8 protein-coding genes are annotated in these 17,488 nt (G+C 67.0%); all 8 read right to left on the bottom strand.

Features of this window, described 5'->3' with window-relative positions:
• Nucleotides 1-2: 2 nt before the first annotated feature.
• Complete coding sequence (locus ARTH_RS06560; protein WP_011691155.1) at nt 3-1,748, bottom strand: serine/threonine-protein kinase; 1,746 nt, start codon at nt 1,746-1,748, stop codon at nt 3-5.
• A complete protein-coding gene (locus ARTH_RS06555; protein ID WP_011691154.1) occupies nt 1,745-3,541 on the bottom strand; it encodes an FHA domain-containing protein in 1,797 nt (598 codons plus the stop codon). Before ARTH_RS06555 ends, ARTH_RS06560 begins: the two co-directional genes overlap by 4 nt.
• Complete coding sequence (locus tag ARTH_RS06550) at nt 3,528-4,505, bottom strand: PP2C family protein-serine/threonine phosphatase (protein WP_011691153.1); 978 nt, start codon at nt 4,503-4,505, stop codon at nt 3,528-3,530. The genes ARTH_RS06555 and ARTH_RS06550 overlap by 14 nt, the downstream gene beginning before the upstream one ends.
• Nucleotides 4,502-6,172: an RDD family protein gene (locus ARTH_RS06545; protein ID WP_011691152.1), complete on the bottom strand. Its 1,671-nt coding sequence runs from the start codon at nt 6,170-6,172 to the stop codon at nt 4,502-4,504. Before ARTH_RS06545 ends, ARTH_RS06550 begins: the two co-directional genes overlap by 4 nt.
• Complete coding sequence (locus tag ARTH_RS06540; RefSeq protein ID WP_011691151.1) at nt 6,169-8,769, bottom strand: transglutaminase family protein; 2,601 nt, start codon at nt 8,767-8,769, stop codon at nt 6,169-6,171. Before ARTH_RS06540 ends, ARTH_RS06545 begins: the two co-directional genes overlap by 4 nt.
• Nucleotides 8,766-10,097 carry a DUF58 domain-containing protein gene (locus ARTH_RS06535; RefSeq protein ID WP_043429559.1) on the bottom strand — a complete coding sequence of 444 codons (1,332 nt, stop codon included), beginning with the start codon at nt 10,095-10,097 and terminating at the stop codon, nt 8,766-8,768. Before ARTH_RS06535 ends, ARTH_RS06540 begins: the two co-directional genes overlap by 4 nt.
• A gap of 53 nt (nt 10,098-10,150) precedes the next feature.
• On the bottom strand, nt 10,151-11,122 hold the full coding sequence (locus tag ARTH_RS06530; protein ID WP_011691149.1) for an AAA family ATPase: 972 nt from the start codon (nt 11,120-11,122) through the stop codon (nt 10,151-10,153).
• Nucleotides 11,123-11,211: 89 nt separating this feature from the next.
• Nucleotides 11,212-17,337 (bottom strand): Ig-like domain-containing protein, encoded by a 6,126-nt coding sequence (locus ARTH_RS06525; protein ID WP_043429557.1) that lies wholly within the window; start codon nt 17,335-17,337, stop codon nt 11,212-11,214.
• Nucleotides 17,338-17,488 lie beyond the last annotated feature (151 nt).

The raw sequence follows: 17,488 nt of genomic DNA, 5'->3' as shown, positions 1-17,488 counted from the left end.
GGTCACGACGGCATGCATGAGTATGCGTCCCGGCTGGTCATCGGAGATGCGGACCCGTCACTGCGGACAATCATGACCTTGATGCAAAAGAAGTCCGCTTTGCCATAAGCCACTTCGGCCTGGGCCTCTTTGCTGGATTGGAAGGGCCCCTCCTCCTGACCGTAATTAGTCAGTTGCCACTTGTACGTGTCACCCGGTTTGGGCTGCGGGTTGGTCCACGTGAACCGGACTTTGCCTGCTTCCGTGACGGCCTTGATGTTCGTGACGTCCGGAACCGTCCCGTCCCCGATGGCATCAGCCGGCGGCTTTGAAACCTGTCCGGTGGGCTCAACCACCGGTTCCGGCCGGGACGCACCCAGCACCAACCCCACCACGACGGCGACGACGAGCACGGCGCCGCCGGCCACGGACAGCCAGAGGTTCCGTTTGCTGTGGTCGACGGGGCCTTCCGCCGTCGCCTCCTGCAGCGCCTGCGGCCTGTTGACCGTGGCGGCTACATGTTCGTCGCCCCGGTCATCCCGGCCCGCAGGGCCGCCCTGCCACCCGGCCGGGCGTCCGGGAGCACCACGGTGGACGGTCGCGTCGTCGGCGGCATCGTGGCCACCGCCGGGCTGCAGCCCTGACGCGACGCTCCCCCGCAGCATGGTGCCCTGCGACCAGTCATCGTGTAGGTCCGGACGGGCGCCCGGTCCCGGGACCGGCCCGGGGGCGGGCCCTGCCGGCGGTGCCACCGGCACGACAGGAGTAAAGGCAGCGGGACGTGTCCTGGCCGGGAACGTCGGAGCGTTCCCCGTCTGGTCGGGGTCCACCGAGGCGATGCTGCGGACCCGGGTTTCTTCGAAGCCGTCGTCCGGATGGTTTTCCTCGCCGTGTGCCTCCTCGAGGACCTCGAAGGGCGTGACTGAGAGATTCAGTTCAGCCTGGATCCGCTGCAGGGCCAGCGCGAAGGCATGGGCCGAGGAGTACCGCGAGGCTGCCGACTTGGCCATGGCCGTGGCCAGCGCGAGTTCCAGCGATTCGGGAACGTCCGCACGCCCCAGCCGTGGCACGGGCGAGTTGGTAATCCGGGAAATCAGTTCGCGCTGGGAATTGTCCGCACCCGGCAGGACGAACGGGGATCGACCGGCAAGAAGGGTATACAGCGTGGCACCGAGGGCCCACACGTCCACCATCACGCCGTCCACCGGACCGTCCCGGAACTGTTCGGGCGGCGACCAGGGAATGGACATCCCGGCGTCCTCATCAGTGTCGCTGCCGAGGGTGCCGGAGATGCCGAAGTCAGTCAGTGCCGGACGGTTGTAATCGGTCACCAGGATGTTGGCCGGTTTGATGTCGCGGTGGGCAATGCCGGCGCGGTGGGCGGTCTCGACGGCGGAGGCCACCTGGATTCCGACAGCAAGGACCTCGTCCACGCTGAACCGCTGGCGCCGGTAGCGGACGTCCAGGCTGGGCCTGGAGCAGTACTCCATGGCCAGGTAGGAGTGGCCGTCTTCGGTGACCTCGGCTTCGAAGATGGTGACGATGTAGGGGTGCGAGGACAGCTGCGCCATCAGGTTCGCTTCGGATTCGAAGCGGCGCCGGGCACCCTCTGTCTTCAGGTCGGAGAGAAGCACCTTGACGGCCACCTTGCGGCGCGGCCTGTCCTGTTCATACAGGTAGACGTCTGAGAAGCCGCCCGAACCCAGCAGGCTGACATACGTGAATCCTGGAATGGCGGGCGGCGGGGCTACAGGCCGCTTGGCACTCATAGAATCTCCTCGAACCGTAGCGACACGTCATCGCCGAGTTCTGCAATATCACCGTCAAGAAGAATGGCCATTTCGTTCTGGGCGAGGCGCCTGGGCGGTTGACCCTCCCGGACCAGGAGGGTGCCGTTCGTGGCCTTGAGGTCGCACAGCATCACGTGCCAGCCTTCGAGGCGGACCTCAACGTGGGACCGGGAGATGTCACCGCTGGGACTGGCCACCTGGACGAGCCGCGGCATGCCTCCGCCCTGAACCCTGGAAACCGACGGCTGGCGGCCGATCACCAAGGACTGGTCCAGGTCGATCAGTTCACCGGTTGAAACCCGGACGCGGCCCAGCCGCGGCCTCCGGACCTGCACGGCGTCCTGCCCCAGCGCCATGCCGCAGCCGGCGCACTGCGAATGCGTGGGCGGGTTGGCGTGGCCCTGCGGGCAGACGCGGGCCAGGACCATGGGCCCGGTGGCCGGTTCGCTTCCGCCGGCCGGGGCGTGGACCTGAGGTGCGGTCCCGAGCCCGGCGAGGTCGCTCTTCATGATCGTTTGGCCGTCGTGGTCGCCTTCGAGAGCCGGCGGCAACGCGGCCGGGCTGCCGCGGTCCGGCATCTCATGGGATCCGACACCCGGGGATGCCGGAACGAACGACGGCGGCCCGGAGGTCCGGGCCGGCCTTTCGCCACCGGTGTTCCAGGGAACGGAGTCGATCAGGGCGCCCTGATCCGCAGGGATGAGGGGCTGCACGGGGGCAGGCTGCTGCTCCTGCGCTGCCGTCGGCTGCTGGTCACCGGCAACGTCGACGGCTTCTTCCGGTCTGTCTTCCTCCGTCGCCACCGCCGCCTCTGCATCGGCCGCGGCAGGTTCGTCCTCGGGCTCGTCCCGCACCGCGGCGTCCTCAATGCGCCGCACCACGGTCTTTTCCCACAGGTGGTCGTAGCTTCCAGTCAGCTCGTTCGCGGGCGCCGGATCCTGCGATTCAGCAGGAGCGGCGGCACCGGGCACGTCCGCCACGGCGTCGTCCCATCCTGCCTGCTCCGAACCTGTGTCATCCGGCAGCACCGTGACTCCGTCATCGGCATTTTCGAAGTCTTCGTCGGGTATGCCTATAACGGTTTCGGCGGATGCACCGTGTTCTGCCGCGGCACCGCTTTCGGCAGGGGGCACGCCATCAGCAGCCACGGCTTCAGGGGGCACGCCATCAGCAGCCACGGCTTCAGCGGGCACGCCGCGGACCGGTTCGGATGCCGGGACCTCGACAGGCACCACAACCGGGACCTGGACGGAGTCCTGCTCCTGCGGCGAGGGCAGCTCCGTCAGGGGCACCTCAAGGACGGGAGCTGCCGGCCGGGACGGCCTGGCACCGGGAACACGGCCCGCAGTGAGGCTCTGCAGCAGGACAACCCCCTCCCCGAGCGGGAGTTCAGCTGCACCGGCCGCGTTGCCCGGAACCGACACTCTGTACCATTCCGGTTCGCTGAGGCGCCGCTCGGTCCACGTGGTGACGTCGCTGCCGTTCAATTCCACTTCGTCCGCGGCGAGGTGTGCCGTCAGCTCGATGTCGCCGCGGAGGAAGACCCGCAGGGATTCCCGGAAGTCCACAATGCCGAACCAGGGAATCTGCGCCAGCGAGCCGGAGGAGGCACTGGTCACCGCGTGAAGTACTTCGTGGACCTCAGGCTCTCCGCCCAGAAGTTCCCAGAGCGAGTCCACAAGCGCGTGTGGCGTCGCGGGCGGCAGCAGCACCGCGGTTCCCGCCCGGACCACGCCAAGCCAGGTGCCCGGGGTGTAGCTACTTGAGACCATCGTGGCGGCCCTCGGTGTCGGTCACGGAATCGTTCGCGGAGTCCGGGGCGTCCGCGGGCAGGACGGCACCGGGAGCCTCGGGAAGCTCCTCGGTGTCCACTTCGGTACTGTCCGGCACCTGGGCGCGGGGCAGGGTGTCCTCGTCTTCGACGCCCGCGGCGGGCCGGGGCGCGGTGTCCGTTCCGGCGTCGTTCATTACGTTTTTGGCGTCCACAACGATCACGGTGACGTTGTCCCGACCGCCGCTGCGCAGCGCGGCCTGGATCAGCGCGTCGACGGCGTCCTGGGGGTGGCCGACGGTGCTCAGGATGCGGAACATGTGATCGTCCGTCAGCTCGGCGTTCAGCCCGTCGGAGCAGATCATGATGCGGTCGCCTTCCTCGACGGGCAGCAGCCAGTAGTCGGCTTCCGTCTCGTCGCCGGTGCCCAGGGCGCGGGTCACCACGTGCCTGCGGGGGTGCACCGCCGCCTGTTCCCTGGTGATTTCACCGGCGTCCACAAGCTCCTGGACCTCGGAATGGTCAACGGTGACTTGCGCGAACTCGCCCTGGCTCAGCCGGTAGGTCCTGGAGTCGCCAATGTTCATGACCAGCCAGTACGGCGCACCCATCTGCTCAACAACCACTACTCCGGAGAGGGTGGTGCCGGCACGGGACCCGGTGGCGGTGCGGATCCGTTCGTCGGCGCTGACCAGGTACTGCTGGACGACGGCGGCCGTGGCTGTCCTCTCCCCGGTGGCCAGCTGCGGCATTCCGGCGAGTGTCCGCACGCAGATTCCGCTGGCGATTTCGCCCGCTTCGTGGCCTCCCATGCCGTCCGCCACGGCGAACACGGGATCGGACGCAATGAAGGAGTCCTCGTTGAGTTCCCGGCGGAGGCCACGGTCTGTACCGTAGCCGCAGCTCAGTTGGAGTCCGGGCTCCCTGCCCGTTGCGGAGGTGGCGGCTGCCGGCTGGGGATTCATGCCTGTCCTAGGTGGAAGGTGCGGTCACCGAAGTGCACGGTGGACCCTGGGCGTACGTAGGCGGGTTCCCCGGCCTGCAAAGCAGTTCGGATGCCGTCCGGAGTGGTGACGGCGCTGCCGTTGGTTGAGTTGCGGTCGGTGACCCAGATTCCCCCGTTGTCCGCCCGAAGGTGGAGGTGGGTCTTGGAGATGGAACGGCCGGGATCGGCCACAGCCAGCAGCTGCGCGACGTGTTCGCCGGGGAGGCCGCCGGGATTCCGGCCGATGAGTACCGATTGGTCAAGCTCGAAGTCGCGGCCGTCGTCCAGCCTGATCCGGAGCACGGCCTCCGGCGCCGGCACGGTCTGTCCCCGCATCTGCGTCCGGTCGTGGTCGTCGTCGGGATGGAGGGCCCACCCCTGCGGGGGCATCTGAACGGCCGGGTTCTGAACTGCAGGGTTCTGAACGGCCGGATCCGGCAGGGTCCTGGTCGGGACCGGGTCCGGTGCGGGCTGCGCCCGGACCGGGACGGGCGCCGCAGACGGCGCGGGCGCCGCAAACGGGGCGGAGGCAGATACGGCGGCGCCCGCCAACGGCTGGGGCATGGCAGGCGGCTGCCACTGGTTCGGGTTCAGGGGTGGCTGCGGGATGGCGACAGGCTGGTTGAACCCCTGCTGCGGCTCCGGAACTTGAACGGGCACGGCCTGGGCCGGCCTTGCAGCCGCACCCGCAACGGGCGAAGAGACCTGCTGCACGGGGGGCAGGTCCAGCGGCGCGAAGCTGTAGGGGCCCTGGATTCCCCCGGTAGTCAGGGGGTTCCGGCCGGCGTTGACATCAAACATGAGAATTTTGGCTGCGGTATCGTGCCAGCCGCTGCGCTTGCCGTTCTTGTCCCAGGAATTGGACACCACCACGACGCAGGCCCAGGCGACACCCAGCAGGGCCAGCGGTGCGAGGATCCACAGGGCCGCCTCGAACCACTTGAAAACCACCACGAACACTGCCGCCACTACGGTCAGGAGGATCCCTGCCCCGGTGATGAGGCCGCGCAGGAACAGGGCGCCGGCGCCCGGGGCGTAGCCGTCCTGGTCCGTGCTGCGGATTCCCATCAGCCGGTTGCCGATCGTGTTGCCGGAGCGGCCCTCAATTCCGAGAAGCACCAGGATGTAGACCACGGTGAGGCCGACGGCGATGCCGCCCAGCAGTACCAGCAACCCCGTGTCGTAGATGATGAAGCCGCCGCTCTGGGTGCGCGTGATGCTGGCGAATCCAATGGTGAACATCACGATGAGAAGCGCGGCCGGTCCCACCCAGTCGAGCACGGCGGCGCCCAGGCGTCGTCCGGCCGCCGCGGGAACCACGTCCAGCTTGCCACCCATTCCGGTACCTCCCCCTTGTACGTGCCCGCCCTGTGCCTGGACCGTTTGTCCATAGGCGCCGGGGCTGGCGGCTTGTTCGTAAGCGCCGGGTCCGGCGGCTTCCGTCCGGGCCTGCACTACGGGGATACTACCGGGGATCGGGCTGCCGTGCGCGGCGGCCCGATCCATCAGCTCCCGCTGCGAGTGGTCTATGTTGCGGTCATTGCGGGCGGCCCGGTTGCTCAGCGGGGCACCACAGGCAGGGCAGAACGTCGCTCCGGGACGGATCAACTGCTGGCAGCGCTGGCAGCGCTCGGCGTCATGCGTCATGGTTCGTTGCGGTTCTCTCTCAGATCGCGCCTCAGCACGGTGTGTTCATTCTCCGGTCCGGATGGTGCGGGTGTTGGTGCCTGTCCGGGAGCCGGCGTTGCTGCCGGGACATCCGGCTGGCCGGCAACCTGGCCGGGCGCCGGGGGCGGACCGTCCACCACCCTACCCGCGGGATCATCTTTTGCCGTCCGGACAAGCCTGAAACCGCGGAGGCTGAGTGCGGTCCGGCCGTCTGCCAGGAGGGAGCGCGGCGAGAACCGGGCAGCCTGCCGTCTCCAAAAACCGACCGTAGCTGTCATCTCCTTCAGCGAGCCGTCCACAATGGTCCAGTACTCTTGGACCTCCGCTTCGCTCGGCTGGCCGGCACCGAAAATGGAGGCATCAGCGCGGCGGGCCAGCAGGGTGGTGGTCCCCGCCGTTCCCGGAAATGCCTCACCCAGGACGACGGCGGACTCCCGGCGGGTGGCCCGGGTATCGATGGCGGCGCCCATGTCCGTTGCGAGGCTGACCACTTCGTTCCAGCCGCCGCCGACACGCTGGGCTGGGTGCCCGTCGGAGAACCGGGCCTTGCGGCGCCGGCTCTTGAGCAGCGCGATGAGCAGCAGCGGCAGCGCCAGGATGCCGATGGGGATCAGGGCAATTCCAAGTGCCGCGAGGATGGGGCCCCAGAACAGCCAGGGATTGTTCTTCTTCTGGTCAGCGTCCAGTGCGTCCGGGGATGAGTCCGGCGGCAGGTCTGCCGGCTCCTGCGGCGGAGGCGGCGGCTGCAGGACCTGCGGTTTGGGCTTGGACTTGTTTTCCGGGTCCGGCGGAATCGGGACGTTGTCCTTGGGCGGCGTGGGGTCGAATGACACCCAGCCGACGCGGTCGAAAGCGACCTCAACCCAGGCGTGGACGTCCTTGCCGGTGATTTTGACTTCGCCGGCGCCGTTTTCCGGGCTCTTGGGGTCCGGGTAGAAGCCCATCACCACGCGTGACGGGATGCCCAGGTGCCGGAGCATCAGGGACATGGCCACCGCGTACTGTTCGTCGTCGCCCAGCATCTGCTTGGCGGTCAGCAGGCTGCGGATGCGTGCCGAGCCGTGCCCTGAGACGCTGGGCAGCTGGCCTTCGTCGATCAGGCCGTTGCTGAACGCGCCTTTCTTCTGGAAATGCGCCTCGATCTGCCGGACGCGGTCGATTGCCGTCGGAGCGTCGGCTGACAAATCGTTGGCCTGTGAACCGACCACAGGCGGCACTTCAGCGGCGTCCGGGAGCGCCACCTTGGCAAAGTCGTACTGCGTCAGCTGGCCATGTTCGAGCTTGGCGGGGTCGGACACCTGGACGCTGTACGCATCGCCTTTCGCGAGGCCCCTGGTGGTGACTGCGGTGTCCGTTCCGGAGTTGAAGTAGAGTCCGGACGCTGCACCGGACGATTCGCCGGTGAAGCTGATCCCGGTGGTGCGGCGGCCGCCCGGCAGGAAGTATCCCTGGTAGTCCTCGATGGTGATGTCCAGGGTGTAGTCGTTGCTGGGCACAATACCGTCGGAGCCGGCCAGGGTGTTCAGGGACTTGGCATCCCCCACCTTGCTGAAGTTGCCGGAGCTGTCCGGGTCCATGTTGTAGTTGGTGCCGTTGAAGGCGTCAAGGGCAGCGAGCCGGACGCGCCCGTCCCGTGGCAGGCCCTTCACCACAAACAGGTTGTCGTCCTTCTTGTCCTTGACGAAGTTACGGAAGCTCGCCAGCGGGGTGATGTAGTCCTTGGGATCGAACGGCGGAACGATCACGTTTCGAAGGACCGTCCGGTCATCGCCGGCGGTGACAAGGGGCGAAGCCACAGCCGTGATGGCAACGCAGGCGGCGATGACGCCGGCGGCGGAACCGAGCCGGCGCACTTTGGCGCGGCGGGCGGTGGCGGCATCCGACTCAGGGCGGTTGACGGACACCTTGCGGGTGTCGCTGCGCCGGTGTGCGTCGCGGCGGAAGGTTGCCCACGCCACGGCCACCACCGTGAGGGAGATGCCCCGCTCCACGTTGAGGAAGCCGGCGTTGGTGCTGAACGCTATGCCGGTCACGAAGAGCACCAGGACGGGCAGGAGCGGCCAATACGGGCTCTTCAGCCGCCAGGTCATGAGTCCCGCGGCCAGCGCGGTGAGGAGGGCACTGAGGAACGGAACAATGAGCATCCCGCCGGCGGTGCCTACCGGTACACCCACGGTGAGCATGTCCTTCCAGGCGAAGACGACGCCGAGCAGAAGGGTCCGCAGTGACTCGAGCGTCGGGACAAAGCCGGCGATGGCCGCGTCCGGCACGGCGAGCAGTGTTCCAAGAACCAGGTAGGAACCGAGCACGGCGGCGGCGGTGATGAGCGTGCCGAGCCTGAAGTGGGCGTTGGCCGCGGCAATGCCAAGGCCCAGCAGGATGCCGCCGAATCCGGCGATCAAATAGTAGGGGTCGCCGCCGAAGCTCAGGCTGAAGCCCAGGACCCCCAGCCCCAGCAGGACAACCAGGGCCCCGGCGTCGAGCGCGAAATGCCAGGCGGGCTGGCCGTCGCTGAAGGCGGACGGTTGTGATTGCGCGGGCTGCCTGCGCTGGCGGAGTGCGGGCGCGGAGCTCATGCAGCCGCCTTTCTGAGGATGATGGCGAGGTCGGACAGGTCGCCCAGCGTCAGGACTGTCAGGTCCGCGATGTTGGCACGTGCAGGCGCGGCCCCGGTCTGGAGGCGGACGGCGAGGCTCCGCACTCCCGGTGGAACGGATGCGGCTGCCGAGCGGAGCTGGGCGGGGGTGACACGGCTGCCCACCACGAAGAAGACCACCGAAGCGTTCGGGACAGTGTCCGCCAGCGTCCGGGCAAGGTCGACGGCGGTCTTCCGCATCGGCATGCCCACGATCCGGGTCATGTCGTCGAGCATGTTCCGGCCGGTTTCACACCGCAGGGGACCCTTCTGGGTGAGGACATCGAGTTCGCGCTGCTCGCGAATGGCCTGGCGGCCGATGGACGCGGCGGCGGAAATGGCCATCTCAAATTCCTGCTCGGAGTCGTACTCGTCGGTGTTGATCGACAGCGAGATGGCCAGGTGGGCGCGGCGGGTCTCTTCAAACTGGCGCACCATGAGCTTGTTGGTCCGTGCGGTGGTCTTCCAATGGATGTGGCGGCGGTCGTCGCCCGGCACGTAGTCGCGCAAGGCGTGGAACGAAACGTCGGCGCTGGACAGGTCGGTGGTGGGCATGCCTTCGAGGTCGCGGATGAAGCCTGCGGCGGAACCGGCCAGGGCAACGGTCCGCGGGTGCACGTAGAGGTCTTCCGGCTCAGTCCAGAGCACCTGCCGCCGCAGCAGGTGCAGGGGGTCGGCCCGGACGGAGCGCACCGGGCCCACCACAATGACGGCCCTGCGGGCCGTGGGGATGGTGAAGAGGTCCTCGTGGACCTGTTGCGGTTTCATCCGCGGCAGGTGGAACACGGCGGTGGCGGCTCCCACAGGAAGTTCCAAGGCAGCCGGCAGAAGGGGGCGTGCGGAGGTATTGGAGACCGCGATGCTTCCGACGGCGCTGTCCCCCACGGCCACCCTTGTCCTGGCGAGGTCCAAAACCACCCCGTAGGAGGAACGGCCCAGGATGAACCCGACGGCAAGGACGAAGAGGACGAAGGCCGCCACGGCCGCCGCCTTCGCCTCCTGCCAGCCGTAGGACTGGCCGACGCTCCACAGCAGGATTGATGCGGCCAGGACGGACCAGCCAAGGACGCTCACGACCGAAAGAACCGGCCACACGTACTTCAGCCAGAGTTCCCGGACCTTGGACCAGGCGGGCGCCAGCGCGAGGCCGGCCGTGCTGACAGCCTCTGACCACATGACGGCGGGGTGCAGCCGGGAGGCCCTCCCCTCGCCTGAAAACGGCCTTTTCAGGCGTTCAGCAAGCCGGGTCAACGGAGTGCTGCTGGACATATCTGTGCCTTTGTTCGCGCGGTGAATGTGCCGGAATAGTGCAGGGGCACCATCTAGACGGCGGCGCGCTGCTGCGGGGCAGCGACGTCCGTCAGAACGCGGGCCCGCACGGCCTCCGCGGTGGCGCCGGAGAATTCCGCTTCCGGGTCCATCACAAAGCGGTGGGTCCAGACCACGCTGGCGAGGTCTTTCACATCGTCCGGCAGGACGAAGTTGCGGCCCTGGCTTGCGGCCCAGACCTTGGCCGCCCGGACCATGGCCAGGGCACCTCGGACCGAGACGCCGAGCCGGGTCTCCGGGGCGTTGCGGGTCTCCTCGCACAGCCGTGAGATGTACTCCAGCACAGCGGTGTCCACGTGGGTGGTGGCGGCGAGGTCAGCCATGTCAGCGATGGCTTGGGTGGTGATGACCGCGGAGAGCTGCTTGGACCGGTCCTTGAGGTTGGCGCCACCCAGCAGCTGCACTGTGGACGCGTGGTCCGGGTAGCCGATGGACGTCTTGATCAGGAAGCGGTCCAGCTGGGCTTCGGGCAGGCGGTAGGTGCCCGCCTGCTCGATCGGGTTCTGGGTGGCCATCACCATGAACGGGCGGCCGGCCTCGTACGTGGTGCCGTCCACCGTGACCCGGGATTCCTCCATGACCTCCAGGAGCGCGGACTGCGTCTTGGGCGAGGCCCGGTTGATTTCGTCCGCGAGCACGATGTTGTTGAAGATGGGGCCCTTGTGGAACTCAAACTTCTGCGTCTTCTGGTCATAGATCGTCACGCCCGTGACATCCGACGGCAGAAGATCCGGAGTGAACTGGATGCGGTTGTTGGAGCCTTGCACCGTGGCCGCCAAGGCACGGGCCAGGGAAGTCTTTCCGGTGCCCGGTGCGTCTTCGAAGAGGACGTGCCCTTCGGCGAGCATGGCCATGAAGGTCAGGCGGATGACGTGGGACTTGCCCAGCACAGCCTGTCCTACATTGGCAACGAGCTTCTCGAACGTTCCTGCAAACCAGTCGGCCTGCTCAGTTGTCATGGTCATGGGTGAATCCTCTTCCGGGTTCGGGTGAATCTTCGGGCCGTTGCCCGCTTAGTCCAGCGATTAGTCTATTTGTTCTGTTTGCCACGGCGTCACCGCCGGGGCATGCCTGGCGGCGGTCCCGAATTTTCCCTGTCCGTCGTGTCATGGCGGACGAAGTTGCCGGCGGCCGGACCGGACGTCAGGTGGTACCAGATGCCGGTGGGGTTGTCACTGCTCTTCGTCCAGACAACGTAGTAGTCGGACTGCGCAGTGACGCCGGCGTCCATCCACTTGCCTGGTGAGACGCAGCTCGAGGGATTGCCCTGCCGGAAGCTATCGGTGGTCCGGTTCGGCTCGGTACAGCTTCGGACGGGGGTAACGGTGATGCTCCACGACGTCGGGGCCGGGGGCGGCGGTTCCGCTCCGCTCCGCGAGGTATCGCTGCCGATGCGCCCGGGCTGGTTGGCACTGATGGCGCGGACCCGCAGGGTGTGGGTCTCGCTGAAGCCCACGCTCTTGGAGAAGGACCGCTGATCGGTGTTGACCCAGCCTCCGCCGTCGAGGCTGTACTGGTAGCCCGTCACCGCACGGCCGTTGCCGCTGGGCTGGTTCCAGGTCCAGGAAACGGTTTTGTCTCCAACGCCGCCGCTGCCGCTTCCCTGCACGGTAGGGGCGAAAGCCAGCCCGTAAGGGTTCACCACGTTTGATGGAGGGCTTGCATCGCCCGCGGTGGAGCTGCGGGACGAGACGGCCCACACCACAACGGCGGTATCGGTGCCGTTGGCTGCCGCGACAATCCCTCCGCCGGCGGCGATGTTGCCGCTGCCGCCGCCCGATGTCAGCCGGTACTTGTAGGTGATCTCGCCGGGAGTCGATCCGTTCCGCTGTGCATCGGTCAGGACAGGGAACCTGACGTCGATCTTCCCGCCGTCGCCGCCGGTGTCGACAAGGGTCGCGGTGGGTTTGCCCACCATGTCCGGCTTGCCCACCGCCCGCACGGCCGCGGACTGCGCACTCGTGCCCGAGGTACCCGCCTTGTTGGTGGCCGACACGGTGAAGGTGTACCCCGACTCGGAGTTGTCCACCGTTACGTTCTGCGACGTCCCGGACACCTGCTGGGTGGTCACGACGGCACCGCCCCTCAAGGTGGTCAGCGTGTAGGCGGAGATGGCGTCGCCGTTGTTGTTCGGGGCCGTCCAGGTCACCCTGAGCTGGCTCTGCGTTCCGACAGACTGCGCCGCCGTCGCGTTGGGCGCGGCCGGGGTGACCGGAACACCGGCAGGGGTTTCGGCAGCGGAGTAGGCGCTCCACTCGGACGGTTCCTTGGCATCATTGCGCGCCAGGACCCGGACCTTGTAGGCGACCCCGTTCTGCAGCCCCTTCCAGACGTAGCTGAGCGATGTCAGGTTCTGGATCTGGGCGTTCTGCCCGGCCGGGGCCGGGGAGATCTCCAGGTCGTAGGACTTGACCGGTGAACCCTTGCTGGCCGGGGCTGTCCACGTCACGGAGAGCTGTTTGTCGCCGAACTTGAGCGCCGGGGCAACCGGGGTGTCGGGTTTGACGTCCGGGCGGACCTCGGCGGACGCCGGAGAGCGCTCGGATTCGCCGAACTCGTTCGTGGCAGTGACCTGGAAGTGGTACTTCGTGTTGTTGGTCAGTCCGGTGAGCGTGCAGCTGTTCGCCGGGCAGGCCTGCTGGAAGCCGCCCTCACCGTACACCGTGTACTTGGTGATAGGTGAGCCGCGGTCCGCCGGTGCCGTCCAGTTCAGCAGGGCGGTCTGGTCGCCCACGCTTTGCGCCTGCGGCGTGGCCGGTGCCAGGGGCTTGTCCTTGACCGTCAGCCGGACCCTGGCGGTGGCGTGCCGGGAGGTCTCCCCTGTTTTGTCCTCCACCGTGTAGACCACAATCAGGGTCCCGGTGAAGCCGGAAGCAGGAGTGACGTTGACGTTGCTGCCGGCGACCTCCACATTGCCGCTTCCTGTCTCGGTTGCAGCCGAGAAAATCTTCAGCGGCGTCTCGGGGAACGGGTTGGAGTCGTTGGCGAGGACATTTACGGACACCGTCTTGCCGGCGGCGGCGTTGGGCTCGACGTCGTCACTAGCCACCGGTTTCGGCCGGTTGGAGGCGGTGACAGCGAGCTGGAATGTCGCCGTCGCTTCCAGTCCCCGCGGATCCTTCGCTTTGACCTGCACGGCGCCCGAGGTGCCGGTGGCCATGGCCCCGTCCACGGAGGTTTTAAGGGTCCTGCCGTCGATGCGGGCGTTGAAACCGGCCGGGCCGTCCCCCGCCAGCTCGTACTTCATGTTGTCCACGTCATCGCGGTCAGGGTCCGAGGTCAGCCGGCCCAGGTCGATCTCCGCGGACTCGCCCTTGGGCACGTCCACAGAGCTTCCCAGCAGCGTGGGCGGGTTGTTGCGGTTGGGGTCCGGCAAGACTTTTGTCCGGATGCTGAGGGTCGATTTCAGGCCGGCCGGATCGTCCGGTCCGCTGCCATCGGTGACTTCGAAGCTGATGGACCCCGGGCCCACATAGTCCTGCCCGGCCGCGTAGTTGATCGCTGTGCCGTTTCCGGCCACAGGGTCACCGCCGTCGGCGCCGATCAGCTTGATCCGGTCCGTCTGGGTGAGGCGGGGCGACCGTCCGTCACGGACCTTGACCCATTCTTTCAGGTCCACCGTCACGGATTGTCCGGCGATCACCTCGAGTACATCGTCCTTGGCAAGCGTCGGCACCTGCTGTCCGATGCCGGGCACCCAGATGATGGCGGTGGACTTCTGGCCGTCCACGTCCTCGACCGTGTAGGGGATCAGTTGGGGCTGCTCGGTCAGTTCCACCATCATGTTGCCGTCGGTCCCCGGCCGGGCAGTGGTGGCGTCCGTGGCGATCTTCAGGTTCTCGCCCACGCCGTCCGGGTCTTCGTCGTTCTTCAGCACGGGAACGTCCACGGCGGTCTTGCCCAGTGTCTGGGCGGAGGTCACGCGGTCGTCCCGGGCAATGGGTGCCTTCAAGGGCACGTCATTGCGGACGTTCACCCGGATGGCGGCCTGGGCAGAGGCGCCGCGGTCATCGACGACCGTGTAGCGGACGTTGACCGTACCCTCGCTGGCCGGCGCCTGCAGGATGATGCGGCCGCTCGCCTTGCTCACGGTGGCCTGGAGTTCCGCGGGCGCCTCGATCCCGTCCCCAACGACGCCGATGGGGTCGCCGTCGGGGTCAGTGTCGTTCCCGATCGCGTCCACCGCAATCTGGCGTCCCGGACGGACCTGGACGTCGTCATCAACAGGAGTGGGTTTCTGGTTCGCATCGCCGCGGGGCGCGATGCCTACGGTAACCGTGCCGGTATTGACGGCGCCTTGCCGGTCCACCACTTTGTACCGGAATGTGTCAGTGCCCGCGCCGTCGCCCGCCGCCGTGAAATCGATGAAGTTGCTGCCGACAGTGGCGGTGCCCATATTGGGGGTGCTGTCGATGCCGGTCAACTGGACGGAGTCGCCGTCGGGATCGATGCCGTCCAGGTCCACCGGAATGCGGACCGACCCGGCGGCCACCACCCGTGCCGTCAGGTTCTTTGGCTGCGGCCTGGAGTTCTCCGCGCCTTCCAGCGGCAGGATGTGGATCGTGACGGCCGCGGCGCTCTTCTGGCCCTGCGGGTCCACGGCGTTGTAGATGGCACGGACAGTCTTGGGCTGGGGCCCGGCGATGAACCGGAGCGTGTTTTCGGAAACGAAGCCCTTGCCGTCCGCTTCCGCCACTGCCTGCGGCAGCACCGGATCCACCGTTAGTTTTTGTCCCTGCGGATGGGTGTCGTTGGCCAGCACGGGAATGGTGACGACGTCGTTGACGCGGACGTTCACCTCATCCGGTTTCGGCTGGGGTGCTTCCACGACGGCGGGCGCCGGCACCGGGACTACGGAGACGCTGCCGGTGGCGGACTTCCTTCCGTTGGACATCGTGTACTGGAACAGGAAGGGGTCCTTGGTGCCCAGCACGTCGGTGATTCGCAGCACGCTGTGGTCGATCACGCTGACCGAGGCTGTGGTGTTCTCGGGAAGCTGGACCGACTGGAGCACCAGCACCCCTCCGGAGGGATCGGAGTCGTTGGCCAGAGGGTCGAGGAGCACGCTGCCGCCCGTGGGCATCAGGGCGACGTCATGGACTGCGACGGGGTCGCCGGTGTCCTTGCCTGATTCCACGTCCACGCGGATGAGTCCCTGGCTGCTCTGCGGACCGTTGCTGGCAATGTACGTGAGGTAGACGGGACCGGCGGTCTCGCTGCGGAACGTGAACGTACCGCCGTCGGTCACGGGCCCGAGTTCGGCCGGGCCGGACGCTTCCACCTGGGCGAGCCGGAGGGCTCCGCCGTTGGGGTCGACGTCGTTCTTCAGCGGTGCGATCACCAGGTCCTGGCCGACGACGGCGGTGACGTGGTCCGCGTTGACCACGGGCGCCAGGGCACCCGGCGGCTGCACGTTCACCACCACCTGCCCGGTAGTGGTGTCACGGCCATCCCACACGGACACCGTGACGGTCTTCTTGCCGGAGGCGGCCCCGGAATCCTGGTAGGTGAGCAGCCCGTCGCGGCGGACCTTGACCTGGTCCTGCTCGTTGTCCGCCTTGGCGTCCAGCAGCACGAGGTCATCGCCGTCGGGGTCGGTCCAGTCGGTCAGGATGTTCTGGCTGACGGTTTTGCCCTGCTCCACCAGCATGGTGGTGGGGTCGCCCCGCTTGAATAGGGGTGGTTTGTTCTCGTCAGCGCCGACGATGTTCAGGGAAACCTGTCCGCCGGCGGAGAGCCCGCGTCCGTCCGCAGCGTTGTAGCCGAACGTTTCGGAGCCGGGCTTGGCGTCGGCCGGAACCGTGATCTGGAAAGCCGTGCCGCCGTAGATGCTTTGCAGCGTGCCCGACGCCGGCCCGGAACCGACCACGGATGCCGTCAGGACGTCGCCGTCGGGATCGGAGTCGTTATCCAGCACGCTGAGGATTGTGGTGCGCCCGGGCCGCACGCCGACAGTGTCGGGTTTGGTTTCCGGCGGGCGGTTGGGCTTCGTGCGGTCCGGCAGGATGTTGATCGTGTTGTTGTCCGCGGACTCCTGGTCCTGGTCGTTGGACTGGTTCTTGGGCGGGACGACGTCGTCCCAGTTGTTGACCAGCTGCATGTTCTGGTTCACCAGCCACACATTGCCCGAGTTCACATCGTTCAACACCACCAGGTCCCGGTTCACCCGGAACACATACGACGGCGATGCACTCGCCTTCGGCACCTCAACGTTCTTATCATCAGCATCATTCACACAATCACGGACATACTTATTCGCCCCCGACCACGCCGCATGAACACACCCGCCCAACTGCACAGGAGCCGCCGGAACACCCTCACCGTCAAAGGACACCGTCTTCGCCGCCGAACCATCCAACGGCTGCTTCAACAACGCCTTCTGCGTCGCCACCGCAACAACATCCGACGCCGGACCGGACTGCTGCAACTTCGCATCCCGCGCGTTCTCCAAATCCAGCCCACGACCGCCCGGCAGGAACAACTTCCCCCGCCCCGCATCCAGGACCACAGGCTTATCCCCCACCACCGCCAGCTGCAGATCACCGGCACCCTTCAGCCCGTCCCACGTGCCCGACTCCGAAGACACCACCTCACCATTGGCATCAACAGCCGTCACAGTCACAACACCCGTCTTCGGATCCGCACTGTAAATCCGGTCATCCGTCCCGACAGCGGACACCAAACCCTCCGAACCGGCCAGCACCGGTTCCGTGGATTCCTCGTCAAAACCGTTCACCGTGGACGGCGAAAGCGCCCACACCTTGCCCTTGGCCGCATCCGTCACCGAAATCACCGCGGAACCGAAACTGACATCAGCCGAACCCGGCAACTGCTTATCCCCGCCCAGCTGCATATTCGCCGGCGACACCTGATTCAGAGTCGAGCCGGTCTCATCGTCAACAAAGACATTCCCGGAGTTCTGCAGGATATCGAACGTGGTACTCGCCGGCGTCACCGCACCATCGAGGACACGCGACGGATAATTCAACCGGCCAACAGCATTCTTCGTCTTACTGACCACCCACACACCGCCGTCGTTCAACTCCACCTCAGTGGTCTTGAACCCCGGATAAATAATCGCACCAGCCACCAAAGCAGCACCCGCCACCGCAAAAGCGGTGCCCGAAACCAACTTTCTGCGGCGCTCCCTGAGACCCAGCTTGCCGAACAGAGTAGTCACAAGTTTTCAAATCCCTCAAAATCGCAGCCGCCCCCAGGGCAGCGTTCCCAAAGACCCGGTACCGGGCTCTCTGTTTCCCGCGACAGCCTACCCAACCCGCCGCGGGACCGCGATGGGGAGCACTCCCCAACCGCTTGACCTGCGGTTACGC

Origin of the sequence: Arthrobacter sp. FB24 (genome assembly GCF_000196235.1) — a bacterium.
Lineage (GTDB): Bacteria > Actinomycetota > Actinomycetes > Actinomycetales > Micrococcaceae > Arthrobacter.
The sequence above is the reverse complement of the archived record's forward strand: the minus strand, read 5'-3'. Positions and strand labels throughout refer to the sequence as shown.